The 24,814-nt window shown below is 59.4% G+C and carries 22 protein-coding genes, 4 tRNA genes and 1 other RNA gene; 5 read left to right on the top strand and 22 right to left on the bottom strand.

Features of this window, described 5'->3' with window-relative positions:
- Positions 1–56 precede the first annotated feature (56 nt).
- From yigB to lptM, 5 genes are all read right to left on the bottom strand, one after another.
- On the bottom strand, positions 57–773 hold the full coding sequence (gene yigB, locus ACJ8J5_RS18230; protein ID WP_016929494.1) for a 5-amino-6-(5-phospho-D-ribitylamino)uracil phosphatase YigB: 717 nt from the start codon (positions 771–773) through the stop codon (positions 57–59).
- Positions 773–1,684, bottom strand: coding sequence for a tyrosine recombinase XerC (gene xerC / locus ACJ8J5_RS18225; protein ID WP_414105100.1), 912 nt, complete (start codon positions 1,682–1,684; stop codon positions 773–775). Before xerC ends, yigB begins: the two co-directional genes overlap by 1 nt.
- Positions 1,681–2,394 carry a DUF484 domain-containing protein gene (locus tag ACJ8J5_RS18220; RefSeq protein WP_038874100.1) on the bottom strand — a complete coding sequence of 238 codons (714 nt, stop codon included), beginning with the start codon at positions 2,392–2,394 and terminating at the stop codon, positions 1,681–1,683. Before ACJ8J5_RS18220 ends, xerC begins: the two co-directional genes overlap by 4 nt.
- Positions 2,391–3,215, bottom strand: coding sequence for a diaminopimelate epimerase (dapF, locus tag ACJ8J5_RS18215; RefSeq protein ID WP_414105099.1), 825 nt, complete (start codon positions 3,213–3,215; stop codon positions 2,391–2,393). Before dapF ends, ACJ8J5_RS18220 begins: the two co-directional genes overlap by 4 nt.
- 71 nt (positions 3,216–3,286) lie before the next feature.
- The gene (lptM, locus tag ACJ8J5_RS18210) at positions 3,287–3,493 is read right to left on the bottom strand and encodes an LPS translocon maturation chaperone LptM (RefSeq protein ID WP_004934241.1); all 207 of its coding nucleotides are present in this window, start codon (positions 3,491–3,493) and stop codon (positions 3,287–3,289) included.
- A 78-nt stretch (positions 3,494–3,571) separates the two neighbouring features.
- Here lptM and cyaY point away from each other — a divergent pair, with 78 nt between their 5' ends.
- Positions 3,572–3,892 carry an iron donor protein CyaY gene (cyaY, locus tag ACJ8J5_RS18205; protein ID WP_173889847.1) on the top strand — a complete coding sequence of 107 codons (321 nt, stop codon included), beginning with the start codon at positions 3,572–3,574 and terminating at the stop codon, positions 3,890–3,892.
- A gap of 36 nt (positions 3,893–3,928) precedes the next feature.
- Here cyaY and ACJ8J5_RS18200 read toward each other — a convergent pair whose 3' ends face one another.
- The gene (locus tag ACJ8J5_RS18200) at positions 3,929–6,481 is read right to left on the bottom strand and encodes a class I adenylate cyclase (RefSeq protein WP_019452546.1); all 2,553 of its coding nucleotides are present in this window, start codon (positions 6,479–6,481) and stop codon (positions 3,929–3,931) included.
- Between the two features lie 316 nt (positions 6,482–6,797).
- On the opposite strand from ACJ8J5_RS18200, the gene hemC reads away from it, so the two are divergent.
- The 4 genes from hemC to hemY are packed head-to-tail and all read left to right on the top strand — an operon-like array spanning position 6,798 to position 10,823.
- Positions 6,798–7,739, top strand: coding sequence for a hydroxymethylbilane synthase (gene hemC / locus ACJ8J5_RS18195; RefSeq protein ID WP_041037210.1), 942 nt, complete (start codon positions 6,798–6,800; stop codon positions 7,737–7,739).
- Positions 7,736–8,476 (top strand): uroporphyrinogen-III synthase, encoded by a 741-nt coding sequence (gene hemD, locus ACJ8J5_RS18190; protein ID WP_025304868.1) that lies wholly within the window; start codon positions 7,736–7,738, stop codon positions 8,474–8,476. The genes hemC and hemD overlap by 4 nt, the downstream gene beginning before the upstream one ends.
- Positions 8,477–8,498: 22 nt before the next feature.
- The gene (gene hemX, locus ACJ8J5_RS18185; protein WP_197837318.1) at positions 8,499–9,623 is read left to right on the top strand and encodes a uroporphyrinogen-III C-methyltransferase; all 1,125 of its coding nucleotides are present in this window, start codon (positions 8,499–8,501) and stop codon (positions 9,621–9,623) included.
- A 3-nt stretch (positions 9,624–9,626) separates the two neighbouring features.
- A complete protein-coding gene (gene hemY, locus ACJ8J5_RS18180) occupies positions 9,627–10,823 on the top strand; it encodes a protoheme IX biogenesis protein HemY (protein WP_414105098.1) in 1,197 nt (398 codons plus the stop codon).
- Positions 10,824–11,531: 708 nt separating this feature from the next.
- Here hemY and ACJ8J5_RS18175 read toward each other — a convergent pair.
- The 16 genes from ACJ8J5_RS18175 to wecB form a co-directional block, all read right to left on the bottom strand.
- A non-coding RNA gene (locus ACJ8J5_RS18175) (RtT sRNA) lies at positions 11,532–11,660 on the bottom strand.
- 32 nt (positions 11,661–11,692) lie between these two features.
- Positions 11,693–11,769, bottom strand: a tRNA-Pro gene (locus ACJ8J5_RS18170).
- 74 nt (positions 11,770–11,843) lie between these two features.
- Positions 11,844–11,930, bottom strand: a tRNA-Leu gene (locus ACJ8J5_RS18165).
- Between the two features lie 41 nt (positions 11,931–11,971).
- Positions 11,972–12,047: transfer RNA gene (locus tag ACJ8J5_RS18160), tRNA-His, on the bottom strand.
- Positions 12,048–12,110: 63 nt separating this feature from the next.
- Positions 12,111–12,187, bottom strand: a tRNA-Arg gene (locus tag ACJ8J5_RS18155).
- A 135-nt stretch (positions 12,188–12,322) separates the two neighbouring features.
- Positions 12,323–13,726, bottom strand: coding sequence for a bifunctional threonine/serine APC transporter ThrP (gene thrP / locus ACJ8J5_RS18150; RefSeq protein ID WP_025304867.1), 1,404 nt, complete (start codon positions 13,724–13,726; stop codon positions 12,323–12,325).
- A 366-nt stretch (positions 13,727–14,092) separates the two neighbouring features.
- Entirely contained in the window at positions 14,093–14,833 is a 741-nt protein-coding gene (gene wecG, locus ACJ8J5_RS18145; protein ID WP_442520487.1) for a lipopolysaccharide N-acetylmannosaminouronosyltransferase, read from the bottom strand.
- Between the two features lie 14 nt (positions 14,834–14,847).
- Positions 14,848–16,215 (bottom strand): ECA oligosaccharide polymerase, encoded by a 1,368-nt coding sequence (gene wzyE / locus ACJ8J5_RS18140; protein ID WP_060434807.1) that lies wholly within the window; start codon positions 16,213–16,215, stop codon positions 14,848–14,850.
- Complete coding sequence (locus ACJ8J5_RS18135) at positions 16,212–17,297, bottom strand: TDP-N-acetylfucosamine:lipid II N-acetylfucosaminyltransferase (protein WP_099816935.1); 1,086 nt, start codon at positions 17,295–17,297, stop codon at positions 16,212–16,214. Before ACJ8J5_RS18135 ends, wzyE begins: the two co-directional genes overlap by 4 nt.
- Entirely contained in the window at positions 17,294–18,544 is a 1,251-nt protein-coding gene (wzxE, locus tag ACJ8J5_RS18130; protein ID WP_025304863.1) for a lipid III flippase WzxE, read from the bottom strand. Before wzxE ends, ACJ8J5_RS18135 begins: the two co-directional genes overlap by 4 nt.
- A 1-nt stretch (position 18,545) precedes the next feature.
- The gene (gene rffA / locus ACJ8J5_RS18125) at positions 18,546–19,676 is read right to left on the bottom strand and encodes a dTDP-4-amino-4,6-dideoxygalactose transaminase (protein ID WP_049203642.1); all 1,131 of its coding nucleotides are present in this window, start codon (positions 19,674–19,676) and stop codon (positions 18,546–18,548) included.
- On the bottom strand, positions 19,663–20,394 hold the full coding sequence (gene rffC / locus ACJ8J5_RS18120) for a dTDP-4-amino-4,6-dideoxy-D-galactose acyltransferase (RefSeq protein WP_043142245.1): 732 nt from the start codon (positions 20,392–20,394) through the stop codon (positions 19,663–19,665). Before rffC ends, rffA begins: the two co-directional genes overlap by 14 nt.
- On the bottom strand, positions 20,372–21,253 hold the full coding sequence (rfbA, locus tag ACJ8J5_RS18115; RefSeq protein ID WP_043142249.1) for a glucose-1-phosphate thymidylyltransferase RfbA: 882 nt from the start codon (positions 21,251–21,253) through the stop codon (positions 20,372–20,374). The genes rffC and rfbA overlap by 23 nt, the downstream gene beginning before the upstream one ends.
- Before the next feature lie 48 nt (positions 21,254–21,301).
- Positions 21,302–22,375, bottom strand: coding sequence for a dTDP-glucose 4,6-dehydratase (rffG, locus tag ACJ8J5_RS18110; RefSeq protein WP_173890263.1), 1,074 nt, complete (start codon positions 22,373–22,375; stop codon positions 21,302–21,304).
- Entirely contained in the window at positions 22,366–23,628 is a 1,263-nt protein-coding gene (wecC, locus tag ACJ8J5_RS18105; RefSeq protein WP_049203647.1) for a UDP-N-acetyl-D-mannosamine dehydrogenase, read from the bottom strand. Before wecC ends, rffG begins: the two co-directional genes overlap by 10 nt.
- Complete coding sequence (gene wecB / locus ACJ8J5_RS18100; RefSeq protein WP_043142254.1) at positions 23,625–24,755, bottom strand: non-hydrolyzing UDP-N-acetylglucosamine 2-epimerase; 1,131 nt, start codon at positions 24,753–24,755, stop codon at positions 23,625–23,627. Before wecB ends, wecC begins: the two co-directional genes overlap by 4 nt.
- Between the last annotated feature and the right edge of the window lie 59 nt (positions 24,756–24,814).

Below are 24,814 nucleotides of genomic sequence, written 5' to 3'. Positions count from 1 at the left end.
AAAACCCGCCGGTGACGGGTTTTTCACTGGAAATTTATACAGAGTTCTGGCAGGGATTATAACAATGCTGTCAGCGATGCCAACTGCGAAATCTCAATATGCGGCAGCAGGCGGCTGTCGGCGGCCTGCATCAGGCAGCGTTGCCGATCGTTGATCCAACAGGCCTGCAGCCCCGCGCGCAGCGCGCCGGCGACGTCGGTAGTCAGATCGTCGCCCACGTGCAGGATCTGCTCGGGCGCCACGCCCAGCCGCTCGACGGCCAGGTGATACATGTCCTGATACGGCTTGGCGCGCCCGTCCGGCCCGGAACGCAGCACAAACTGAAAGTAGCCGTCCAGGCCGCACTGCGCCGGATCGGCGTTGCCGTTGGTGATCGCCACCAGCGGGTAGCGCGCGGCCAGCGCCTTCAGCGTGGCGTGGGTCGCTTCCGGCACCTCGATGCGGCTGCGCCACAGCGCGAAGTTTTGCATTGCCGCATCGGCCCCGATCGCCGCTTCGGCGTCGCGCAGCCCCTGCCGGCTCAGCGCCAGATGAATGGCGCGCCAGCGCCACTGGGTGACGTCGTGGTAGATCTCCGGATCCTGCTCGCGCAGCTCCTGGCGCAGGCGGTGGAAATCCGCCGACTGGAAGCTGTTCAGGCCGGGATGGTAGCTCTGCAGGAAGGCCACCGACTGCTGCTCGGTTTGCCGGATCACCGGACGGTTATCATACAGCGTGTCGTCCAGATCGAAAGTCAGCGCCGCCAGCGGGCGCAGCGGGCGATAAAAATGCATCAGGATTTCCCCCGTTTGGCGCGCGGATGCGCGGCATCGTACACGTTCGCCAGATGTTGAAAGTCGAGGTGGGTATAAATTTGCGTGGTGGTCAGGTTGGCGTGGCCGAGCAGCTCCTGCACCGCACGCAGATCGCCGCTCGACTCCAGCATGTGGGTCGCGAAGGAGTGACGCAGTTTGTGCGGGTGAATATGGCTGTTGACGCCCTGTTTCACGCCCCATTCGGCGAAGCGCTTTTGCACGTTGCGCGTCGAGATGCGCCGCCCCTGATTGGACAGGAACATCGCGTCATCTTCCGGCCCGAACAGATCGCGCATCGCCAGCCAGTGTTCCAGCCAGGTGACGGCGGTGCGGCCGATCGGCAATTTGCGCTCTTTGCTGCCTTTCCCCATCACCCACACCTCGCCGGCCGCCATATCGACATGGCGGCAATCCAGCCCCACCAGCTCGGAGAGACGCAGGCCGGCGCCGTACATCACCTCCAGCATGGCGCGATCCCGCACCGCCAGCGGATCGTTGAGATCGATCTCCAGCAGCTGGTTCATTTCATCGACGTCGATATTTTTCGGCAGATGGCGACCGCTGCGCGGCGTGCGGATGCCTTTGGCCGGGTTGGCGTGCAGCACGCCCTGGCTGACCAGCCAGTCGAGGAAACTGCGCAACGAAGAGAGCCGCAGCGCCAGGCTGGCAGACTGCAGGCCGGCGCGTTTGCTGCGCACCGCCAGCATGCGCACCCGGGCGGCGTCCAGCGCCGCCCAGTCGGTGACGCCGATCTCCTGCGCCAGGCGCATCAGCGCCGCCAGTTGGCGTGAATAGCTGAGCTGCGTCAGTGGGCTGAGTTGCCGTTCTACCTTGAGATAACGCAGAAACGCGTCCACCGGCTGCTGCAGGCTGGGCGCAATCGGCGTCATGCGCGTTCGACCCAGCGTTCCAGCAGCTCTGGCAGCATGCGCGCCAGTTGATTGAGCATCACCGTGCCCATGCCCTGCTGATAGTGCTGCGTATCGCGGCTGCTGAAGATCACCATGCCCAGTTCGCCGTCGTCGCCCAGCATCGACAGCGCCACCGAACCAATCTGGCCAATCTGTTTGGCCTGCGGCAACAGCAGCAGCAGTTCGGGGCCGTTCAGGCCGCCGAGGTAGTGTTGTTCGCTGCCCAGTCGCTGAATGCGGAACGGCTCGAACGCCGAACGCGTCAGCGCCAGGTGGGTGAAATCAGAAGGCGCGCCGATCTTCCAGCGTTCGGCAAACAGGCGCACCGTGGCGCCGGCTAAACCGAAGCCGCGCGCCCAGCGCTGCAGCCGATTGAGCATGTCCTGCAGGCTGTCGGCGGTGGCCAAATCGGCCTGCAGGTGCAGCAACCGGGCGAACAGCCCTTCGTTGGCGCTGGCCTGCTCCATCAACAGCGTGATCTCTTCTTCCAGCCGTTCGATGTGATTGCGCTGGCGGGCCAGATGCCATTCCACCAGCGAAACAGTGCCGCGCACCGGGTGCGGCACACGCATCTGCTCAACCTGGCGCGCGTTGCGAATAAAGAAATCCGGGTTCTGCAGCAGGTACTGCATCACGGTGTCGTCATCCAGCGCCAGGCCAGCGACGCTCTGTTCTTCTACGCTTTTCATAGATGAATAAATCCGTCATAGACATGGGTTGCCGGACCGGTCATAAACAGCGGGTTGCCCGGCCCTTTCCAGCGAATATGCAGGCTGCCGCCCGGCAGTTCTACATGCACCTCTTCTGACAGCAATTCCTGTTGGATCCCCACCGCCACCGCCGCACAGGCGCCGCTGCCGCAGGCCTGCGTTTCGCCGGCGCCGCGTTCATAAACGCGCAGCTTGATGTGATCGCGGCTCACCACCTGCATAAAGCCGATGTTGGCCCGTTCCGGGAAGCGTTCATGCCCTTCCAGCACCGGCCCGAGCCGCTCCACCTTGGCGGTTTTTACATCATCCACCTGCAAAACACAATGCGGGTTACCCATCGACACCACACCGCACAGCACGGTATGTTCCGCCGCGCGCATGATGTAGGTCTTTTCAGCCTTAGTAGCGCGGAACGGCACCGCCTGCGGGTCGAAATTCGGTTCGCCCATGTTGACGCACACCAGATCGTCGTCGGTGACGCTGAGCACCATGCGCCCGGTTTGGGTGCTGACACGGATGTCGCGCTTGTTGGTCAGCCCTTTCAGCCGTACGAAACGCGCGAAGCAACGCGCGCCGTTGCCGCACTGCGCCACTTCGCTGCCGTCGGCGTTAAAAATTCGGTAGTGAAAATCCAGTTCGGGATCGTAAGGCGGTTCTACCACCAGCATCTGGTCAAAGCCGACGCCCAGGTGCCGATCGGCCAACCGGCGGATCAGCTCAGGTGAAAAATAGACATTCTGTGTAACGGCATCGACCACCATAAAGTCGTTGCCCAGACCGTGCATTTTGGAGAACTGCATATCATACTCCGCTATCTGGACGCGCTATCCGTCTTGATGTTGCGGTGGCGCTCGCTACCGCAAACCGGGGTTTACTGGTCAACCATCGACGGTTTTTGCTGAGAGCCAGACTGCTCCTGCTGGTTCTTTTGCACCTGATCGCCCGTTTGCACCGGCGGCTTGGCCGGTTTCTGGCTGGCGGGATCGGCAGGCGGGAAGTAAAGCGGGCCTTTCAGACCGCAGCCGGCGAGGCCGGTAACCAGAACTGCCATCAGCGCATAGCGTAGTTGTTTTTTCATTTGCATTAATGCCTGTAATTCATGCGTCCAAGGTCTCTATAATCGCAGGTGGATCATGAAAAGCAATAGGAATTGAATATGAACGACAGTGAGTTTCACCAGTTGGCCGACCAGCTGATGCTGAATATTGAAGAGACACTGGACGATTTTGACGGCGATGCGGATATCGATTACGAAACCAATGGCGGCGTAATGACGCTGAGCTTCGAAAACGGCACCAAAATCGTCATCAACCGCCAGGAGCCGCTGCACCAGGTGTGGCTCGCCACCAAGGCCGGCGGTTATCACTTCAACTACCGCGACGGCATTTGGCTATGCGATCGCAGCGGGCAGCCGTTTTATCAGCTGCTCAGCGAAGCGGCCAGCGCGCAGGCCGGCGAGGAACTGCATTTTTCCTGAGGCTAAGCAGGGCTCGGCAACCGAGCCCTTGCGGCGTCAATGCAGCTGGAACTGCTGTTTCAGCGGCTGAGCGGCGCCGTCGGCCACCGTCACGCACAGGCTGGACAGCACGTTGCTGCGGAACGGGATCACCTGCGTGCGCCCGTCGAGTTGCACGATCTGATAGAACTGCGGCAGATTGAAGTTGATGAAGCTGGAGCCGTAGGTGAAGCGATCGTGCGACGAGGAGTAGAAGCGGCTGACGTCGCGCACCAGCTCCTCTTTACTGCCCTCGCAGTGGTGATACACCTCCACCCGATTCGACTCATCCAGAATATAGATGTTGAAGCCCTTGTCGTCTGAGGTGTCTTCGAAGAAGAACTGGATGATCCCCTCGCTGGCGAAGCCGTCCACCACCGGCGGCAGATGCACCTGATCGGTTTCCACCTTGATAGACAGGCCGTGCAGCTTGTTGTTGGAGATCGCACCGTAAAACTCCACCGCATTCTCCAGCTTTTGCACCGACACGCTCAGGCGCTCGAAGAACAGCCCCCAAGTCTGCCCTGCAACGCGCACCGCCTTGAAGCGGCCGGGTTCCAGCCGGGTACTGGACAGGCGCAGCTCGATGCACTCCGACACCAGCTGCTGGATACGGGTGCGGATCAGGCCGCGCAGGTGCTGGCTGTAGCAGAACACTTCCACCGACTCCGGCGGCGCGGCGTCCTGGTGCATTTTGCCGAGAATGGTCTTCAGCGCTTCCAGCACCGACTGCTCGCCGCTGAAATGCAGGGTACGCACTTCGTTCCAGGAGTTGCGATACAGCAGATCGATACTGCCCACCAAACACTGCTGCTGCTGGCCGAAGCTGAACACGTCCAGTTTGCGGAAATCGAAGTGCACCACCTGATTGCGGAAGGCGGCGGTCGGATCGTTTTCCAGATTGACGATGATCGCCAAATGCCGGATCTCACACGGGCTGTACAGCGCTTTCGGCGTTGGCGCCGGCAGGCGCAGCGGGAAGTGATGAGAAACGTCGGCCACCAGTTCCTGCAGTTTGGCGGTGTCGCACAGGTTGCCGCTTTTGATGTGCAGGCGGGTCTGCGGCGTCAGCAGGCCGTTGAAATAGGCCCAGGCCACCAGCTTGTTCAGGTAGCGGTTATATTCCAGCGGCTGATGGCTGACGATCGAATCCATGGCCGGTGCCTGATTATACAGGTACCAGCCGGTGCGGTTGGCGCGGCCAACCGGCACGTGAATAAAGGTTAAATCGTTTTCCGACAGGTCCGGTGAGATCTGCGGGTTCACCAGCGTCACCTTGCCGGGCAGCGCTTCGAACGCCGCATACAGTTTGCGGGTCAGCACGCCGATATCCTGCGGGCTGGCGCTGACGCTGAGGTTGTTGCGGCGGGCGAAACGGATCAGGTTGCGGTAGCTCTGCATCATCGCGTCGAGCAGTTCGTTATGCGCTTCGCGCACCCGTTCGATTTTCCAGTTGGCGCGGTTGTCCAGCATCGCCAGGCGCTCTTCGCTCCAGCCCCACTCGCTGACCAGCTGGCTGAGGATCTCGCGCCGCCAGCCGACGCAGGCCTTGGCCAGCGACAGCTTTTCACACACTTTCAGGTAGAAACAGCGGCGGGCCAGATCGAGGCGGGTGGTGTCATTGATGTCGGTCAGGTAGCGGGTCACGCGCTCGAGCATCATGCAGTAGGCGTCGAGCCCGAAGCTGACGATCTCACCCTGATGCAGGCGGTGTTTGATGTCCGTCGCCAGCAGTTGGGTATTGGGGTATTCCCAGGAATAGGCTTCCAGCAGCAGGGTCTTCAGCACCGCCTTGTAAGGCGAATCGATGCTCTTGTACAGCTGCCACAGGCTGGCGCCGAAGTACTCTTCCGCCGACAGCGAACTCAGGCCGCCGAGATCCAGCCACTCGTTCGGCGTCAGCGCGCCCTGCGCGTACAGCGACAGCACGTATTCATCGTAGTGCGCTTCTTCTTCGCCCGGCACCATGTTCCACAGGATGCGTTTGCCGGCCAGGCGCACCGCGGTGCGGTAAAATTCGTCGAGCAACAGGATATGCTGCGTCGAGCCGCAGTCTTCGCCACCCAGGCTGCCGCTTTCATTATGGCGGAAGCGGTTTTCGTCGATCAGGAAGAAGCTGACTTCCACCCCCATCGAGGCGGCCCACTTCTCAAGCAGGCTGCATTTTTGCTGCAGGCGGGTGCGTTCTTCGTTGTCCAGCCAGGACTGGTGGCAGACCCAGATGTCGAGATCCGAGCTGCAGCTTTGGCCGATAGACGAGGTGCTGCCCATCGAGTAGACGCCGGTGATCGGCAGCTCGCCGCTGGCCGGTTTGTCAAACGGGCTACCCCATTTGTCTTCTAAATCGTTCAGGTAATCTTGTTGAGTTTCATCAGGCGTGTAGAGGCAAATGCCGTGGGGAACGTTACCGTTCAGGTAACCCGGCATCAGCGGGTGGTGGTGGTGCAGTAAGGTGGGCAGCAGACTGTATACCCGTTGAAACGCGGGCTTCATAGCCGCTAGGGCGCGATCGACGCGTAGCTGATTGATCGCATCCAGTCTCTGCTTCAATGTCTCGATGTAGAGGTACAAGACGTCTCGCCTGATTATCCCGGTGTTTAGAAAAAAACCCGTATTCCATAAGCGCCGTTAGTGTAAGAAGAATATTTGGCGACTTATTGCTGGAAACGTGATCAATTTAACACCTTGCTGATTGACCGTAAAGGAGGTAACGCTTCACAATTATTGTAGCGCTTCCCTAAACGATTTACCCGCAGTGTTAACTGCCCCAAAGCACATCACACGTCCCTTTGATTCCGTTGTCCTTTTTCCGCCTCCGGCTTCTTGCACTGACAGTATTGGCTCTCAGTGGTAGGATGGATGGCGAAATATAAAAACGGTAACAAGCATGTTAGACAAAATTATTCGAATTGCCACCCGACAAAGCCCGCTTGCACTCTGGCAAGCACATTATGTGCAGCAACGTCTGATGGCCAGCCATCCCGGCCTGCAGGTCGAGTTGGTGCCGATGGTGACGCGCGGCGACGTTATTCTGGATACGCCGCTGGCGAAAGTCGGCGGTAAAGGCCTGTTTGTTAAAGAACTCGAGCTCGCGCTGCTGGAAGGCCGCGCCGACATCGCCGTGCACTCGATGAAAGACGTGCCGGTCGATTTCCCTGCCGGCCTCGGTTTGACCACCATTTGCGAACGCGAAGATCCGCGCGACGCTTTTGTTTCCAATCGTTTCGCCTCGCTCGATCAGCTGCCGCAGGGCAGCGTGGTCGGCACCTCCAGCCTGCGCCGCCAGTGCCAACTGCGCGAACGCCGCCCGGACCTGATCGTACGCGACCTGCGCGGCAACGTCGGCACTCGCCTGGCCAAGCTGGACAACGGCGACTACGACGCGATTATTCTGGCGGTGGCCGGCCTGAAACGCCTGGGGCTGGAGCAACGCATCCGCAGCCCGCTGAGTGCCGAAGAGTGCCTGCCGGCGGTCGGCCAGGGTGCAGTCGGCATTGAATGCCGTCTCGACGACAGCGTCACCCGCGCGCTGCTGGCGCCGCTGAACCATGCGGCTACCGAAACCCGCGTGCGCGCCGAACGGGCGATGAACACCCGTCTGGAAGGCGGCTGCCAGGTGCCGATCGGCAGCTATGCCGAACTGGATGGCGACAGCCTGTGGCTGCGCGCCCTGGTCGGCGCGCCGGACGGCAGCCAGATGGTGCGCGGCGAACGCCGCGGCCCGGCCGCCGAGGCTGAACGGATGGGCGTTGAGCTGGCGGAAGAGTTGCTGGCGCGCGGCGCGCGCGAGATCCTGCGCGAGGTTTATCAGGGAAATCCGCCGGCATGACGATCCTGGTAACCCGCCCATCGCCTTCGGGAGAGCGGTTAGTGAGCCGGCTGCGCGCACTCGGCCGGGTTGCCTATCATGCACCGCTGATCGACTTCGCCCCCGGCAGCGATCTGCCGCAGCTGCCGCAGGCGTTGCAGCAGTTGAACGCCGGCGATCTGGTATTCGTGCTGTCGCAGCATTCGGTGAACTATGCCGATTCGGTCATCGGCCGCGCCGGACTGAGCTGGCCCGCTCACCTGGCGTATTACGCCATCGGTCGCACCACCGGGCTGGCGCTGCACCGCATCAGCAGTTTGCCGGTGGAATACCCGCGCGAGCGCGAGATCAGCGAAACGCTGCTGCTGCTGCCGGCGCTGCAGAAACTGGCGGGCAAACGCGCGCTGATTTTACGCGGCAACGGCGGCCGCGAGTTGCTGGGCACAACGCTGAGCGAGCGCGGCGCCGACGTCAGCTATTATGAATGCTATCAACGCAGCCCGGTGCACTACGACGGCAGCGAGCAAAGCGCCCACTGGCAGCGTGCCGGTGTGGATACGCTGGTGGTGACCAGCGGTGAAATGTTACAACAGCTCTATACTTTAGTTCCTGATTACTATCGTTCTTCATGGCTGCTGCGTTGCCGCCTGGTAGTAGTGAGCGAACGCCTGGCTACCCTCGCCCGGGATTTGGGCTGGCGTACGATTCGGGTAGCTGACAACGCCGATAATGACGCGCTGATCCGCGCGCTACAATAATCTGACTATGGGATGTGCCACTATGACGGAACAAAATACCCCAGCCGCCCCGGTTGAAGAGCCAACCACCGCGGTTGAGAGCTCCCAGCAGCCAGCCGCTGCCAGCCGCAAAGGCAAGAACACCGGCCCGGTGCTCGGCGCGATCGCTATCGTGCTGGTCATCGCCCTCGGCGCGGGCGGCTATTACCACACGCACAAGCAGGCGCAACAGCTGATCGCCGCCAATCAGGCGCTGCAGCAGCAGCTTGAAGGCGTGAAGCAGAGCCAACAGCAGGAAAGAAATGCGCTGGAAGGCCTGCTGCAGCAGCAGGGTAAAACCCTGGACGCCGCCGATCGCGAGCAGGCGAATTTGGCGCGTCAACTGAGCGAGCTGCAGGAAAAAGTGGCGACCATCTCCGGCAGCGACGCCAAAACCTGGCTGCTGGCGCAGGCCGATTTCCTGGTGAAAATGGCCGGCCGCAAGCTGTGGAGCGATCAAGACGTGACCAGCGCCGCCGCGTTGCTGAAAAGCGCCGACGCCAGCCTGGCGGACATGAACGATCCTAGCCTGCTCGACGTGCGCCGCGCCATTACCGAAGACATCAGCACGCTTTCTACGCTGACCCAGGTCGATTACGACGGCATCATCCTCAAGGTCAATCAGCTGTCCAACCAGGTGGATAACCTGCGCCTGGCCGATAACGACACCGACGAAGCGCCGATGGATCAAAACAGCAGCGAGCTCTCCGGCTCGATCGGCGAATGGCGGCAGAACCTGGCCAAGAGCTGGCGCAATTTCATGGCCGACTTCATCACCATCCGCCGCCGCGACACCAGCGCCGAACCGCTGCTGGCGCCGAACCAGGACATCTACCTGCGCGAAAATATCCGTTCGCGCCTGCTGGTGGCGGCACAGGCCATCCCGCGCCACCAGAACGAGACCTACAAGCAATCGCTGGAAACCGTCTCCACCTGGGTGCGCGCCTATTTCGACACCACCGATCCGGCGACCAAGGCTTTCCTGGAAGAGCTGGACAGCCTGAGCCAGCAGTCGATCTCGATGGACGTGCCGGATCAGCTGAAAAGCCAGCCGCTGCTGGAAAAAGTGATGCAGACCCGGGTGCGCAACCTGATGACCCAGTCCCCTGCCGTTCACCAGGAGGGTTAAGCCATGTTACGCGTGCTATTTCTGTTCCTGGTGGTGATCGCCAGCGTGGTGCTCGGGCCGATGTTGGCCGGGCATCAGGGCTATGTACTGATCCAGACCGATAACTACAATGTCGAAACCAGCGTCACCGGCCTGGTGATCATGCTGGTGCTGCTGTTCGTGGTGCTGCTGGCGATCGAGTGGATCCTGCGCCGTCTCTTCCGTACCGGCGCCCGCACGCGCGGTTGGTTTATCGGCCGTAAGCGCACCCGCGCACGCCAGCAAACCAAAGCCGCGCTGATCAAGCTGGCGGAAGGCGACTACAAGCAGGTTGAGAAGCTGATGACGCGCAACGCCGACCACGCCGAACAGCCGGTGGTGAACTACCTGCTGGCCGCCGAAGCCGCACAACAACGCGGCGACGACTTCCGCACCAATCAATATCTGGAGCGCGCTGCCGAAGCGGCCGACACCGATCAGCTGCCGGTGGATATCACCCGGGTTCGTATCCAGCTGGCGCAGGGCGAGAACCACGCCGCGCGCCACGGCGTCGATCGCCTGCTGAACCAGGCGCCGCGCCATCCGGAAGTGCTGCGCCTGGCGGAACAAGCCTATCTGCGCACCGGCGCCTACGCGTCGCTGCTGGAAGTGCTGCCGTCGATGCGTAAAATCGAACTGCACAGCGAAGAGCAGCTGCAGGCCTTGCAGCAGCAGGCTTACATCGGTCTGATGAATCAGGCGATGGCGGACGAAGGCAGTGAAGGCCTGAAGCGCTGGTGGAAAGATCAGAGCCGCAAGACGCGTCACGAGGTGCCGCTGCAAATCGCGATGGTGGAACACCTGATCGAATGCAACGACCACGAGCTGGCACAGGAGATTGTGCTCGACAGCCTGAAGCGCCAATACGACGAGCGCCTGGTGCTGTTGCTGCCGCGGCTGAAGTCCGGCAACCCCGAGCAGCTTGAGAAAGCGCTGCGTCAGCAGATGAAACAACACGGCGCGACGCCGCTGTTAAACAGCACGCTGGGGCAACTGCTGATGAAGCACGGCGAGTGGCAGCAAGCGGCCGACGCCTTCCGCGAAGCGCTGAAACAGCGTCCGGACGCCTACGATTACGCCTGGCTGGCCGATACGCTGGAGAAACTGCATCGTTCGGATGAAGCGGCGCAGATGCGGCGTGAAGGGCTGATGTTGACGCTGAAACAGAACGGCGGCGAATAACGCCCTGCCCGAGAGAGAAGAGCGCGGCCCCGATGCCGCGCTTTTTTTTTGCTCAGGGTTTTTCTGTGGCGCAAAAAAAAAACACTTGCCGTATGGCAAGTGTATAAAGAAGCAATCAGGTCTAGGACAACAGGGGCGGTGCCTCACTCAACGTTCTGCCCTGAGCGTGATGACGGGTTAGTCATCGTTCTCGTGGGCGATAGGCACCCTAAATCGGCTCTGCGTCATTCCCAGGGTTTATGAAGCCTAAGGCGAACATAAGAGGTGGAATGAGCATCTACGCTATAGATATAGCATTTGGCGTGCCAACTTTTATATTGAGTCCATCCCCATAAGAAAATAGAATTCAAGATATTGAAAATATTGATTTTTTATTTAATTCCATCCTTTACGTTGCAAACCACTTCCTGGCATTCCTTGCCAGCGGCCGTTATCAGGATGTCGCCTCAAAACGACGACTTAAGCCAAAGCCAACTTTATTTTTTTAAATCAATGAATTATTTGTCTCAACCTGACGACAGCGCTGGATGGCGTTGTCGCTGAAAACCAACACGCTTGCCAGCAGAGACAAAATGCCCATCCTTCGATACGCAAAAAACCCGCGCATTGCTGCACGGGCTTGTCGGTATTAGCTTCGTCATGCTGAGAAAACTTGCTCTCATAAACGGCAGATGTAAAAAAACCGACTTGCGTCGGTTTCTTTGAAAGTGGTCGGCGAGAGAGGATTACGCGCATCTTTGATGCGCGCCCTGCGGGCCGTTGCTAAAGCAACGTTGTCTCGCTTCGCGAGGCTCGAACCTCCTGCGGAGGTACTCATCCTCATAAACTGCAGGCGTAAAAAAACCGACTTGCGTCGGTTTCTTTGAAAGTGGTCGGCGAGAGAGGATTCGAACCTCCGACCCACTGGTCCCAAACCAGTTGCGCTACCAAGCTGCGCTACTCGCCGATTTGTGTTGCTCATACTACCCGATTTATCAGACCGTTGTCCATATAAATCTTATATTTATCAGATATTTTGCGTGGTGCGAAGAGAGGGACTTGAACCCTCACGTCCGTAAGAACACTAACACCTGAAGCTAGCGCGTCTACCAATTCCGCCACCTTCGCACTGTCACAAAATACTGCTAAATCTTCACTTCGCCAGGAAGTGGGGTGGCTAATGGGACTCGAACCCACGACAACTGGAATCACAATCCAGGGCTCTACCAACTGAGCTATAGCCACCATTACTACTTCTTCTTACTCACGCGGTAATATTACCACCGCAGCTCCTGCGCACAAACTTAATGGCGCGCCCGACAGGATTCGAACCTGAGACCTCTGCCTCCGGAGGGCAGCGCTCTATCCAGCTGAGCTACGGGCGCGTAGCGCCGTTGCGGGAGGGGATACTACGGATTTACACCAATCCTGTCTAGTGCTTTTTCGCAGAAATGTTGCGTTTGATTACGCTTTGCTCACTCCTGCGCAGGAAAGCGCACTCCGTAGCCCCTTTTCACCGTTTATTGCCGCGTTTCTACCCGATTTTCAGCCGGATGATGTTTCTTATGCATGCCGAAAGCGAAGTAGCACAGGCTGACGCCGGCTAAGAAAATCGCCCCGACCAGCAGGGAAATCCGCGTATCCGGGTTGATTCCCATGCCGACCAGCACGCAAACCAGAAAAGCGATGGTCAGATAGTTCACATACGGGAACATGATCGACTTAAAGCTGTGGGTTTTGATCGCTTCCTTATGGGCACGACGGAAATAGAGCTGGCTTATCAGCACCACGAACCACGGCACCATGCCCGGCAGCACGCTGGCGCTGTAGACATACACGAACACCTGCTCCGGATTCGGGATGATGTAGTTCAGCGCGGACCCCACCAACAGACAGGCGATGGTGACGGCGATGCAGTTCACCGGCACGCCGCTGGCGGAAAGCTTGGTCAACGCCGCCGGCAGTTGGCGGTTCTTGGCCAAGGCGTACAGCATGCGGCCGCCGCTGTACATGCCGCTGTTGCAGCCGGAGAGCGCGGCGGTCAACACCACGAAGTTGATGATGCCGGCGGCGGCAACGATACCGATCTTGGCGAAGGTCAGCACGAACGGGCTGCCGGTGGTGCCGATGCCGTTCCACGGGAAAATGGTGACGATGACAAAGATCGCGCCCACATAGAAGATCAGGATGCGCCACAGGATATTGTTGATCGCGCGTTTCAGCGTCACCTGCGGGTTCTTGGCTTCCCCGGCGGTGATGCCCACCAGCTCAACCCCCTGATAGGACGCCACCACGATGCACAGCGCAAACAGGAAGCCCTTCCAGCCTCCGGCAAAGAAGCCGCCGTGCGCCGTCAGATTGGCGAAACCGATAGGTTCACCGCCGTTGCCAAAACCGAAGAAGATCACCCCCAGCCCCACCAGAATCATCACGATGATGGTGGTGACCTTGATCATGGCGAACCAGAACTCCAGCTCACCGTACAGGCGCACCGCCGCCAGGTTGGCCAGCGCCACCATCGCCACGGCGATCAGCGCCGGCACCCACTGCGGTATTTCCGGGAACCAGAACTGCACATACACCCCGATGGCGGTGATCTCAGAAATGCCGACGGCAATCCACATAAACCAGTAGCCCCAGGCGGTCAGGTAACCGAAGTAGGGATTCATGTACTTATGCGCGTAAACGGCAAACGACCCGGCGACCGGCTCGAGGAACAGCATCTCCCCCATCGAACGCATAATGAAGAACACGAACAGTCCGGCGATGATGTAAGCCAGCAGCACCGACGGCCCCGCCCATTTCAGCGTACTGGCCGACCCCATAAACAGGCCGACGCCGATGGTGCCCCCCAGAGCGATAAGCTCGATGTGCCGGGCCTCAAGGCCCCGGTGTAGCCCTTGCGGTTTCTCTTTGTGTGCCATAAATCCTCAATAATTTTTTTCGGGTTGTGTTTGCCTGCCGGCCGCTGCCGGTCGTTATTGTCATTATTAAAAGAATAAATCATCCCCTGCCGTTCGGGTTGGCATCAACGGGTAGTCGGAGCGAAGTTACCGTGAGAAGAACATCGTTCAGCGCTGTCGCATCAGGCTTCAGCGGCCGGGGATAATTTCCGGGCGGTATCGTTTCGCATTTCGCCGCTATAAGCAAACCGCAATTTAAAACTTTATGGAATAAATGCGGCTGCGTTTAGGGCTGGGGGTTATAGATATGCGGGAGAAACGTGCAAAAGCAGATTATTGGTACAGCAGACCGGAGCGGAACAGCACTTTCCGCCCCGGATGTAGAGGTTACATCTTGCCGCTGTAGTAGTAGCCGACAAACTTCAACAGCTTCAACTGCCGGCCGATGCGGCTGGGCTGGCTGAGTAGGCGGTAGAGCCACTCCAGACCGAGGTTCTGCCACACCTTGGGCGCACGCTTCACGTGGCTGGTAAAGACGTCGTAGGTGCCGCCCACGCCCATGTACAGCGCCTGCGGATGCACCTTGCGGCAGTCGCGCATCAGGATCTCCTGCTTCGGCGATCCCATCGCCACCGTCACGATAGCGGCACCGCTGGCGCGAATACGCTCGAACAGCGCCTCACGTTGCTCCGGTTTGAAATAGCCATCCTGGCTACCCACCAGGTTGACATTCCACTGGCTGCGCAGCTTTTGCTCGGTTTCCGCCAGCACCTCCGGCTTGCCGCCGACCAGGAAGACCGGCGTGCCTTCACGACCGGCGCGCTGCATCAAGGCTTCCCACAGATCGGCGCCCGCAACGCGCGAAACGTCCGCCGCCGGGTATTTGCGGCGAATCGAGCGCACCATGCTGATGCCGTCGGCGTACTTGTACTCCGCCTCATCCAGCAACGCATGCAGCGCCGGGTCCTCTTCCGCCTTCAGGATCTTTTCCGCGTTCATGGCCACCAGCGTGCCCTGTTTGACCCGGCCGCCGTCGAACAGAAAGTCCATGCAGTGCGCCATATCGCGAAAGCCCCACAGGCTGAAACCGCGCAGCTCATACTGCGGCACCGAAATCTTTGTTTCCATCGTCGTCATTACCCTTACAAAAGACCGTCCACCCGTGGGGGAGAGGCCAGCGCGCGGGCGCGCGTCACTCTGGCCTTGATCAGCCCGGCGGTATCGAACAGCCAATACAGCAACTTCGCCAGCACCAGACAGGCGCCGAAAATAATGCAGAAGAACACCACGCGCGACACAAATGAGTCCACCCCTTCACGCGCCAATACGATTATGTTGAACACCGCACCGAAGCAGAAGCCTTGCAGAATGGCCGCCTTATAGCGGTTCGGTTCGGTTTTACCCAACTCATACAGCCAGTCGAACCACTTGATGATCATGCCCACCAGAATCGCGCCGAGCGGGATAAACAGCGCGCCGCCCATCACCACCAGTGAACCGATCAGCGTCGGGGAAATCGCCAGCCCGGAGTGATTGTTCAGCACTTCCCAGGTGAAATAGTTGGCTGAGTTCAGCACCACGTCCGGCCGGCCTGGCCATAGCCAGGTTGGAATAAAGACGTAGAAATCACGCAGGATCGGCGCCAGGCCCTGGAAATCGATCTTGTCGTAATTTTGCAGCAGCAGCGCCAGATTTTCCCACGGCGAGAAAGTATCGCGGGTCAGATAAAGGAAGGTATAAAACGCTTCCGCGCCGCTGACGTCCAGGCTGTAGCGCTTCAACGCCAGCCAGAACATGCCGACCACACCGAATATGCCCGCCGCCGCCAACATCCACAGCGTGATCCAGCCGCGCACGATACCGATAAACAGGAACAGCGCGAAGGCGATGATGATATTGGCGCGGGTGCCGCCGACGATGACGTAGGTCAGAATGCCGAACGCCACCGTCGCCACCAGGAACAAGAACCAGGCGCGCAGATCCTGCCGCAGGAAATAGACCACCAGCATCGCCGGAATGAAGAAGTAGAAGAACCGTTTGAGCGCCACGCCGGACACGTCGCTGGAGAAGATCTGGCTGTAGGAATTGAGCTTGAACAGCAGGAAGCCGTTCTGCATGAAGAAGATACCCACGGTCCCGATCGCCACCAGGGCCAGAAGCACCCAGGTCATATGGGTTTCCACCCGGTTCATGGTGAATAGCGCCGCACGCGGCTGAGAGCGGCGCTTGCGCAGCCGGGTCTTGTAGGTGACGTAATAGATGGCGTAAAACGCCGTCGCCGACAGCAAGGCGTACAGCAGAAACTCCACCGGCACCACCTCGACGTCAAACTGAAACACCAGCAGACAGGTCAGCGGGAAGCCGAAATAAAACGTCAGCAAATACAGCAGCGAGAAGAAGACGTTGAAGTTAAAGCGCACGCGCCGAAACTCCTGGTAGGTCAGCGTCAGAATAAACGTCAGGCTGACCAGGTAGACGACGAACAGGCCGCCGAATTGCGCCAACGTCATGAGTGCTCTCCCGCCGCCAGCGCCAGGGCTTGCTGCCAGCCGTCGACATAGTTCGGATTGAAGAAAGCGATCGCCTGTTTATCTACCGCCGCCAGCTGACGCTGCGCTTCGCGCACCACCGCCTCGTCGAGCGAGTCACCGTAGAACAGCACCGGCAGGTGCTGTTCCGCCAAATCCTGCCAGAACGGGTTCTGCCGGCTGAGCACGAAAGGCACGCCAAACTGAATCAGCAGGCACAGGGTGCCTATCCCCTGCTGGCGATTGAAAATGAAATAGCCGAGATCGCAGGCGCGCAGAATATTGAGGTAGTCTTCAAATGCCACCTGCTGCGTGAGCAGCTGCAGGTTTTTTTCGCCGAACAGCGGCAATCCGGCGGCGCGCACTTGCTCGATGTAGGCGTCGTTATTGGCCGGATAGCCCATCGGCAGGATCACGCGCACGTCGGCGCCGAACTGCTGATGAATCGCCTGCAGCGCTTCGATATGCCGATTGCTGCGATCGCCGGAGTTGCCCACCAGAATCGTCATCGGCCCGGCCAGGTTTTTCTCGACGTGAACGTCGGTCAGCGCCGGATCCATGCGGGTCGGGAAGTACAGCAGCGAAGCCGGTACCCGCGCATGGCGCTGCTGGTAGTGAATCACGTCGCCGCGGGTAGCAAATACATTCCCCACCCGCCCCTGGGCAATGCGGCGCAGCAGATAAAACAGCCTGAATTTCCAGCTGGTGGCGTCTTCGTACAGATCGGCGCCCCAAATATGCCAACTGATCTGACGCGCCTTGATCTTGCCGCTCAGCAGCGCCAGCCACAGCCCCGGATTGAACTGGCCGTGCAGGAAGAAGCGCGCAGCGCGATCGGCCTGGGCGCGGGCGATCACCGCCGCCGCCAGGCTTTTCTTATCGGCGTAAGGCTCAATATTCAGGGCGGGGAAATCCCCCAGTGCCGCCACATCCTTGGCCGCCACCATAAAATGCCGCGTCTGCTCAGCCGGCAAACGCGGCGCCAGCACGTCGTTGAAGAAGCGCAGCACCGTCTGGTTATGATGCGGGATATCGGATCCCAGAACGTGAATCAGTGTGGTCATACTCGTCTACGATAAATAAGAAACACGCAGCTACAGAGCGCGAAATACACGATGTAGGTTGCCATATAGGCCTGAGCCGCCCCCAGCGCGCCGTGCTGCGGGATCAGCCAGTGCGAGAACAGCGTCAGCAGCAGAAACTGGCTGACTTCCGTCAGGATATAAAAGCGCAGCGACGCTTTAGCGATCACCAAATAGCCGAATACATAAGCCCCGACTTTCAGCACGTCGCCCACCAGTTGCCAGGCAAACAGATCGCGCATGGCGACGAATTTATCCGAGAACAGCAGCCAGATAGCGAAATCGCGCAGCACCCAGACCGTAAAGCTCGCTGCCGCTACCGCCGGCAGCACGAATTTCAGCGAGCGCACGATCTCCCGCGAGATGGCGCCCTTGTCCGTCAGCCGCGACAGCGTCGGCAGCAGATAGACGGTAAACGAGGCGGTGATAAACTGCAGATAGGCATCGGAAATGCTGCTGACGCCTTGCCAGATCCCCACCTCATCCCAACCGTAATGCGCGGCCAGCAGGTTTCGCATCATGACGTAGGCCACCGGCAGCGTCACCGAGGTGATCAACGCCATGACGGTGAATTTGCCGAGGTTACCGGCCACCCGTTTGTCCCAACGCAGCGCCAAATAGCGCAGCGGCAGCGTTTTGCGCCGCCACAGCATCAGCCCGGCCGGCAGCACCACCAACGCCGGCACCAGCGCCAGCCCCGCCAGCGCACCTTCATAGCCGCCCAGCTTGAAGCACAGGTAATATGCCACCACGCCGATCAGGCTACCGCCGATCACCGCCAGCGCATTGCCCATCGCGTCGCGATAGCCTTTCAGCACCGCCATGAACAGGTTGGCGTAGGCGATGCCCATCTGAATGAAAGCGACGGCGCGCACCACGCCGACGTAATCGGCATGCCCGAACAGCCCGATGCTGATCGGTTCGGCGGCGAACAGAAACACCAGCGCCAGCAAGGTCGAAAAGCCCAGCACGATGCTCGACGCGGTACCGACCGCCAGGCGCAAACGCTGCGGATCCTGATGGTACTCCGCAACGTATTTGGTTATACCGTTAAAAATACCCGCGCCGGACAGCACGCCCAGCACGGTGATCAACTGGCGAAAGTTACCCGCCTGCCCCACGCCGCTGGGGCCAAACGCTACCGCCAGCAGTTTCACCACCAAGAGCCCCACGCCAATTTTGATCAGCGTGGAGCCGGCGGTCCATATCGATGCTTTTGCCAACGACATATCAGGCAAAGAAGCTCAGGATGGTATTGATTACCGTACGCTGATTGACATCAGACATATTGTAGAACAGCGGCAAGCGCACCAGACGCGCACTTTCCTGCGTGGTGTAACGATCTTCGCCGGCAAAGCGGCCAAACTGTTCGCCGGCCGGGCAGTCATGCAGCGGGATATAGTGGAACACGGCCATGATTTCGGCTTCCTTCAGGTAGTCGATAAAGGCCGTGCGCTCTTCGATATCACGCAGCTTGATATAGAACATGTGCGCGTTATGCACGCAGTCGGCTGGGATGCTCGGCAGTTCGATGCGGCCGGCCTTTGCCAACGACAGGAAGCTGTCGTAGTACTTCTGCCACAGTGCCAAACGGCGCTGGTTGATGCGTTCCGCCACTTCCAGCTGGCCCCACAGGTAAGCGGCCTGCAGGTCAGACATCAAATAGCTGGAACCGATGTCGCGCCAGGTATATTTATCGACCTGGCCACGGAAGAACTGGCTGCGGTTGGTGCCTTTCTCGCGGATGACTTCCGCCCGATCGATCAGGGCCGGATCGTTCACCAGCGTCGCGCCGCCTTCGCCGCCGGCGGTGTAGTTTTTGGTTTCATGGAAGCTGAAGCAGCCGATATGGCCAATGGTGCCCAATGCCTTGCCTTTGTAGGTCGACATCACACCCTGCGCGGCGTCTTCCACCACGAACAGGTTATATTTCTTCGCCAGCGCCATGATGGTATCCATCTCGCAGGCAACGCCGGCATAGTGCACTGGCACAATCGCGCGGGTTTTATCGGTGATCGCCGCTTCGATTTTGGTTTCGTCGATGTTCATGGTGTCCGGCCGCAGGTCGACGAACACCACTTTGGCACCGCGCAGCACAAAGGCGTTGGCGGTTGAAACGAAGGTAAAACTCGGCATGATCACTTCATCACCCGGCTGGATATCCAGCAGGATGGCGGCCATTTCCAACGACGCGGTGCAGGAAGGCGTCAACAACACTTTCGCGCTGCCGAAACGCTGTTCCATCCACTGCTGGCAGCGGCGGGTAAAACCGCCGTCGCCGCACAACTTACCGCTGCCCATAGCAGCCTGCATATATTCCAGTTCAGTGCCAACAACCGGTGGAGCGTTAAATGGAATCATGTCTACCTCTGTATAACCAGTACGCGGTGCTTTCAATCACGGCACCCTGTCGTTGATAGAGTCGTAATGCGGCGATATTGCCTGTCTGGGTCGCGACCCGCAGGCGCTGCATTCCTTGCCGCCGACATTCGGCCAGCGCCGCAGTCATCAGCCGAGTGCCAATGCCCCGGCCTGATACGCCGGGGAAAGCCGCCAGCAGGCCGATACGCATTTCCTGGCCGCCAATGTCACGCAGGCTGACAAATCCCTCTGGCCGCCCCTGTTCGTCCAGCGCCAACAGGCACTGATGATCGAAGGTGCCCAGAACGGCCTTTTCGATCCACAAAGCATAAAACCGGCCGCTGTCATCAGGTTGATACCAGGGGGTACGAAAGCGGCTGACGGTGAACGCCTGAGCCGCCGCGGTGCGCAATGCCGGGATATCGGCTTCTGCCGCCAGGCGGGACGTCTGGGCGACGAAACCCGGTTCAACCACGTGATCATGCTCAAGAGCCAGAACCAGATCGACCTCGCCCTCAACCAGGCGAAATCCCAAATCAGCCAGACCGTCCGCCAACGCAAGGTGCTGAGCGGGGACTTTGGCCTGCACCAAGGCATAAGCCGCCAGATCGGCTTCGGCGAGCGCCGGAGCCGAGGAGGAGAAGCTGAGTTTCGCGCTGTCTAGCGCGAAAAACTCGCTTTCCCACGCCAAAGGCTCAATAGTGGCGTGGACGCACATGCAGCAGATCCAACAGGTACTTACCGTAACCGGTTTTCGACAAGGCGTTGGCGGCACGTTTGAGTCCCTTGTCATCCAGCCAACCGTTGCGCCAGGCAATTTCCTCTAGACAGGCGATTTTAAAGCCCTGGCGTTTTTCTACCGTCTGCACGAAGCTGCTGGCTTCCAGCAGACTGTCGTGAGTCCCGGTGTCCAACCAGGCGAAACCGCGTCCCAACAGCTCGACGGTCAGTTCACCGCGCTCCAGATACATCTGGTTGATGCTGGTGATTTCCAGCTCGCCGCGCTCAGAAGGCTTCACCTGCTTGGCAAACTCCACCACTTGGCTATCGTAGAAGTACAGACCGGTCACCGCCCAATCGGATTTCGGTTTCTTCGGTTTCTCTTCGATCGACAGCGCACGGAAGTTGCCGTCAAACTCCACGACGCCAAAGCGTTCAGGATCCATGACCTGATAACCGAACACGGTGGCCCCTTCGGTGCGGGCCGCGACGGTTTTTAATTTCGGGCTGAAAGATTGGCCGAAGAAGATGTTATCGCCCAACACCAGGCAGCAAGAATCGCCGTTGATAAACTCCTCGCCGATCAGAAACGCCTGCGCCAGACCTTCAGGCTTAGGCTGCGCAGCGTAGCTGAGATTGACGCCGAACTGTTCGCCGTTACCCAACAAACGTTCGAAGGACGGCAGATCTTCCGGGGTCGAGATGATCAAAATGTCGCGGATCCCCGCCAGCATCAGTACCGACATCGGGTAATAGATCATCGGCTTGTCATAAATCGGCAGCAGTTGCTTGGACACGCCACGAGTGATCGGATGCAGACGCGTACCGGAACCGCCAGCCAGAATAATACCTTTCATACTTACTCCAAAAACCGCCGCGCCGCCGCAGAGCGACGCGGCGTTAAATTAATCTGACAACCCTAAACGCTCGCCGGCATAAGAGCCGTCTTGCACCCGGCGCCACCAGGTTTCGTTAGCCAGGTACCAGGCTACCGTCTTGCGAATGCCGCTTTCGAAGGTTTCCTGCGGCCGCCAGCCCAACTCACGATCGATTTTGCTAGCGTCGATGGCATAACGCATGTCGTGGCCCGGGCGATCCTTCACGTAAATGATGAGATCGCGGTAGTTCGCCACGCCTTCTGGTTTGTTTGGCGCCAGTTCCTCCAGCAGATCGCAAATGGTCTGTACCACTTCGATATTCTTGCGCTCGTTGTGGCCACCAATATTGTAAGTTTCGCCCACCACGCCTTCGGTCACGACCTGATAGAGCGCACGCGCGTGATCCTCGACATACAACCAGTCACGCACCTGCGCGCCGTTGCCGTATACCGGCAGCGGTTTGCCGGCTACCGCATTCAGGATCACCAACGGAATTAACTTCTCCGGGAAGTGATAAGGACCGTAGTTATTCGAACAGTTGGTCACGAGGGTCGGCAAACCGTAGGTGCGTAGCCAGGCACGCACCAGATGATCGCTCGACGCCTTGGAGGCGGAATACGGACTGCTCGGCGCATAGGGCGTGGTTTCGGTGAACAGATCGTCGGTGCCGTGCAGGTCGCCGTACACTTCGTCGGTGGAGATATGATGAAAACGGAAAGCCAGCTTCTTCTCCGCCGCCAACGGCTGCCAGTAATGGCGCGCCGCTTCCAGCATCGTGTAAGTGCCAACCACGTTGGTCTCGATAAAGGCCGCCGGGCCGTCGATAGAGCGATCGACGTGGCTTTCCGCCGCCAGGTGCATCACCACGTCCGGCTGATACTGGGCAAATACCCGATCCAGCTCGGCGCGATCGCAGATGTCGACCTGCTCGAAGGCATAACGATCGCTGTCGGCCACCACCGCCAGCGACTCGAGGTTACCGGCATAGGTCAGCTTATCCACCACCACCACGCTATCGCCGGTGGCCTCGATGATGTGCCGCACAACGGCGGAGCCAATGAAACCGGCACCACCGGTAACTAAAATACGTTTCAACGCCATACTCCTTTGGTATCAACAACCCATGTTTGTTTTACATCTTCCGGCCGGATGGCCCTGAACTGTTGGTGATCGACCAACATCACGATCACATCGGCCTGCTGCAACGCCTCGGCAATCGGCGTCAACGTCACATGGCCCGCCAGCGACTTCGGCAACTGTTCGACGTTCGGTTCCACCGCCAGCGTTTCGCCGACGTGCCATTCGGCGATCAGGTGCGCCACCTCTACCGCCGGGCTTTCACGCAGATCGTCGATATTCGGCTTGAAGGCCAGGCCGAAACAGGCAATTTTCACCTCGGACGCGCGCTTGTCGGTGGCGGCCAGGCAATCGGCCACCGCCGCTTTCACACGGTCGACCACCCACAGCGGTTTGCCGTCGTTCACCAGGCGTGCGGTGTGGATCAGGCGCGCCTGCTGCGGATTCTGCGCCACGATAAACCACGGATCGACGGCAATGCAGTGACCGCCGACGCCCGGCCCCGGCTGCAGAATATTCACCCGTGGATGGCGGTTTGCCAGGCGGATAAGCTCCCAGACGTTGATCCCCTGCTCGGCGCAAATCAGCGACAGTTCGTTGGCAAAGGCGATATTCACGTCGCGGAAGCTGTTTTCCGTCAGCTTGCACATCTCGGCGGTGCGCGAATTGGTGATCACGCATTCGCCCTCGAGGAAAATCTTGTACAGCGCGCTGGCGCGCTCCGAGCACTTCGGCGTCATGCCGCCGATCACGCGGTCGTTTTGAATCAGCTCCACCATCACCTGCCCCGGCAACACGCGCTCCGGGCAGTAGGCGATATTCACGTCCGCCGCTTCACCCGCGTGCTGCGGGAAGCTGAGATCGCTGCGCGCCTGCGCCAGCCATTCTGCCATTTGTTCGGTGGCGCCCACCGGCGAGGTGGACTCCAGGATCACCAGATCGCCTTTTTTCAGCACCGGCGCCAGCGATTTCGCCGCCGCTTCGACATAGGCCAGATCCGGCTCGTGATCGCCTTTGAACGGGGTAGGCACTGCGATCAGGAACGCATCGGCCGCCCGTGGTTTGGTCACCGCCTGCAGGAACCCGCCGTCGACGGCGTCCTTGACCACTTTATCCAGATCCGGCTCAACGATGTGGATCGCGCCGCGGTTAATGGTATCTACCGCATGTTGGTTAACATCTACACCCACCACTTTTTTCTTGCGGGAGGCAAACGCCGCCGCCGTTGGCAAGCCGATATAACCCAGGCCGATAACCGAAATAGTGTCAAAACTCATAGTTTCACCTGATGATTCTTTAAAGCTTCGAGGATACGCTGACAGGCATGCCCGTCACCGTACGGGTTGTGCGCCCGACTCATCGCGTGATATTCGCTTTCGTCCGTCAACAGCCGGGTCACCGCTTCAACAATTTTGGCCACATCGGTGCCGACCAGACGCACCGTGCCCGCATCTACCGCCTCCGGGCGTTCGGTGGTGTCGCGCATCACCAGCACCGGTTTGCCTAACGATGGCGCCTCTTCCTGAATGCCACCGGAATCGGTCAGGATCATGTAAGCCTGGGTCATCAAATAGACAAACGGCAGATAATCCTGCGGTTCGATCAGCATGACGTTGTCGATGCCTTTCAAAATGCGATTCACCGGCTCACTGACGTTTGGATTGAGATGCACCGGATACACTACCTGCACTTCCGGGTGATTGCTGGCGATCTCCGCCAGCGCGCTGCAAATCCGCTCAAAGCCGCCGCCAAAGCTTTCGCGGCGATGGCCGGTGACCAAGATCAGTTTCTTGTCGGCGTCGAGGAACGGGTAACGCTGTGCCAGGCCCGCGCGCAGCGCAGCATCACTCATCACGCGGTCGCGCACCCAGAACAGCGCGTCGATTACCGTATTGCCGGTCACGAAAATGCGGTTGTCCGGCAGCAGCTCGCGCAACAGGTTTTGGCGCGAGTTCTCGGTTGGCGCGAAATGGTACATCGCCAGATGGCCGGTCAGTTTGCGGTTGGCCTCTTCCGGCCAGGGAGAATACAGATTGCCGGTGCGCAGCCCGGCCTCGACATGCCCAACGGGGATGCGTTGATAGAACGCCGCCAGGCTGGTCGCCAGCGTGGTAGTGGTATCGCCGTGCACCAGCACCACATCCGGTTTGAAGTCTTCCAGCACCCCTTTCAACCCTTCCAGGATGCGACAGGTGATTTCCGTTAGCCCCTGGCCGGGTTTCATGATGTTCAGATCGTAATCCGGCGTGATCTCAAACAACCGCAATACCTGATCCAACATCTCACGATGCTGTGCCGTTACGCAGACTCTTGCGTCAAAGGCCTCATCCTGGGCCAGTGCATGTACCAGCGGCGCCATTTTAATGGCTTCAGGTCTGGTGCCGAAAACAGTCAACACTTTCACAGCGAATCTCTTTTGGTCGGTTAATCGCAGGCACCGCCTGCGAATGGGGAGCTCACGCG

Origin of the sequence: Serratia sp. CY43202, assembly GCF_052168755.1 — a bacterium.
GTDB classification, from domain to species: Bacteria; Pseudomonadota; Gammaproteobacteria; order Enterobacterales; family Enterobacteriaceae; genus Serratia; species Serratia bockelmannii.
Note: the sequence above shows the minus strand (reverse complement) of the source record. Positions and strands in the feature narration are given on the sequence as shown.

What these genes read in the sequence shown, in the direction of transcription:
- yigB (WP_016929494.1), bottom strand. Translation starts at nt 773, where the DNA reads ATGCATTTTTATCGCCCGCTGCGCCCGCTGGCGGCGCTGACTTTCGAT.
- xerC (WP_414105100.1), bottom strand. Translation starts at nt 1,684, where the DNA reads ATGACGCCGATTGCGCCCAGCCTGCAGCAGCCGGTGGACGCGTTTCTG.
- ACJ8J5_RS18220 (WP_038874100.1), bottom strand. Translation starts at nt 2,394, where the DNA reads ATGAAAAGCGTAGAAGAACAGAGCGTCGCTGGCCTGGCGCTGGATGAC.
- dapF (WP_414105099.1), bottom strand. Translation starts at nt 3,215, where the DNA reads ATGCAGTTCTCCAAAATGCACGGTCTGGGCAACGACTTTATGGTGGTC.
- lptM (WP_004934241.1), bottom strand. Translation starts at nt 3,493, where the DNA reads ATGAAAAAACAACTACGCTATGCGCTGATGGCAGTTCTGGTTACCGGC.
- cyaY (WP_173889847.1), top strand. Translation starts at nt 3,572, where the DNA reads ATGAACGACAGTGAGTTTCACCAGTTGGCCGACCAGCTGATGCTGAAT.
- hemC (WP_041037210.1), top strand. Translation starts at nt 6,798, where the DNA reads ATGTTAGACAAAATTATTCGAATTGCCACCCGACAAAGCCCGCTTGCA.
- hemD (WP_025304868.1), top strand. Translation starts at nt 7,736, where the DNA reads ATGACGATCCTGGTAACCCGCCCATCGCCTTCGGGAGAGCGGTTAGTG.
- hemX (WP_197837318.1), top strand. Translation starts at nt 8,499, where the DNA reads ATGACGGAACAAAATACCCCAGCCGCCCCGGTTGAAGAGCCAACCACC.
- hemY (WP_414105098.1), top strand. Translation starts at nt 9,627, where the DNA reads ATGTTACGCGTGCTATTTCTGTTCCTGGTGGTGATCGCCAGCGTGGTG.
- thrP (WP_025304867.1), bottom strand. Translation starts at nt 13,726, where the DNA reads ATGGCACACAAAGAGAAACCGCAAGGGCTACACCGGGGCCTTGAGGCC.
- wecG (WP_442520487.1), bottom strand. Translation starts at nt 14,833, where the DNA reads ATGGAAACAAAGATTTCGGTGCCGCAGTATGAGCTGCGCGGTTTCAGC.
- wzyE (WP_060434807.1), bottom strand. Translation starts at nt 16,215, where the DNA reads ATGACGTTGGCGCAATTCGGCGGCCTGTTCGTCGTCTACCTGGTCAGC.
- ACJ8J5_RS18135 (WP_099816935.1), bottom strand. Translation starts at nt 17,297, where the DNA reads ATGACCACACTGATTCACGTTCTGGGATCCGATATCCCGCATCATAAC.
- wzxE (WP_025304863.1), bottom strand. Translation starts at nt 18,544, where the DNA reads ATGTCGTTGGCAAAAGCATCGATATGGACCGCCGGCTCCACGCTGATC.
- rffA (WP_049203642.1), bottom strand. Translation starts at nt 19,676, where the DNA reads ATGATTCCATTTAACGCTCCACCGGTTGTTGGCACTGAACTGGAATAT.
- rffC (WP_043142245.1), bottom strand. Translation starts at nt 20,394, where the DNA reads ATGTGCGTCCACGCCACTATTGAGCCTTTGGCGTGGGAAAGCGAGTTT.
- rfbA (WP_043142249.1), bottom strand. Translation starts at nt 21,253, where the DNA reads ATGAAAGGTATTATTCTGGCTGGCGGTTCCGGTACGCGTCTGCATCCG.
- rffG (WP_173890263.1), bottom strand. Translation starts at nt 22,375, where the DNA reads ATGGCGTTGAAACGTATTTTAGTTACCGGTGGTGCCGGTTTCATTGGC.
- wecC (WP_049203647.1), bottom strand. Translation starts at nt 23,628, where the DNA reads ATGAGTTTTGACACTATTTCGGTTATCGGCCTGGGTTATATCGGCTTG.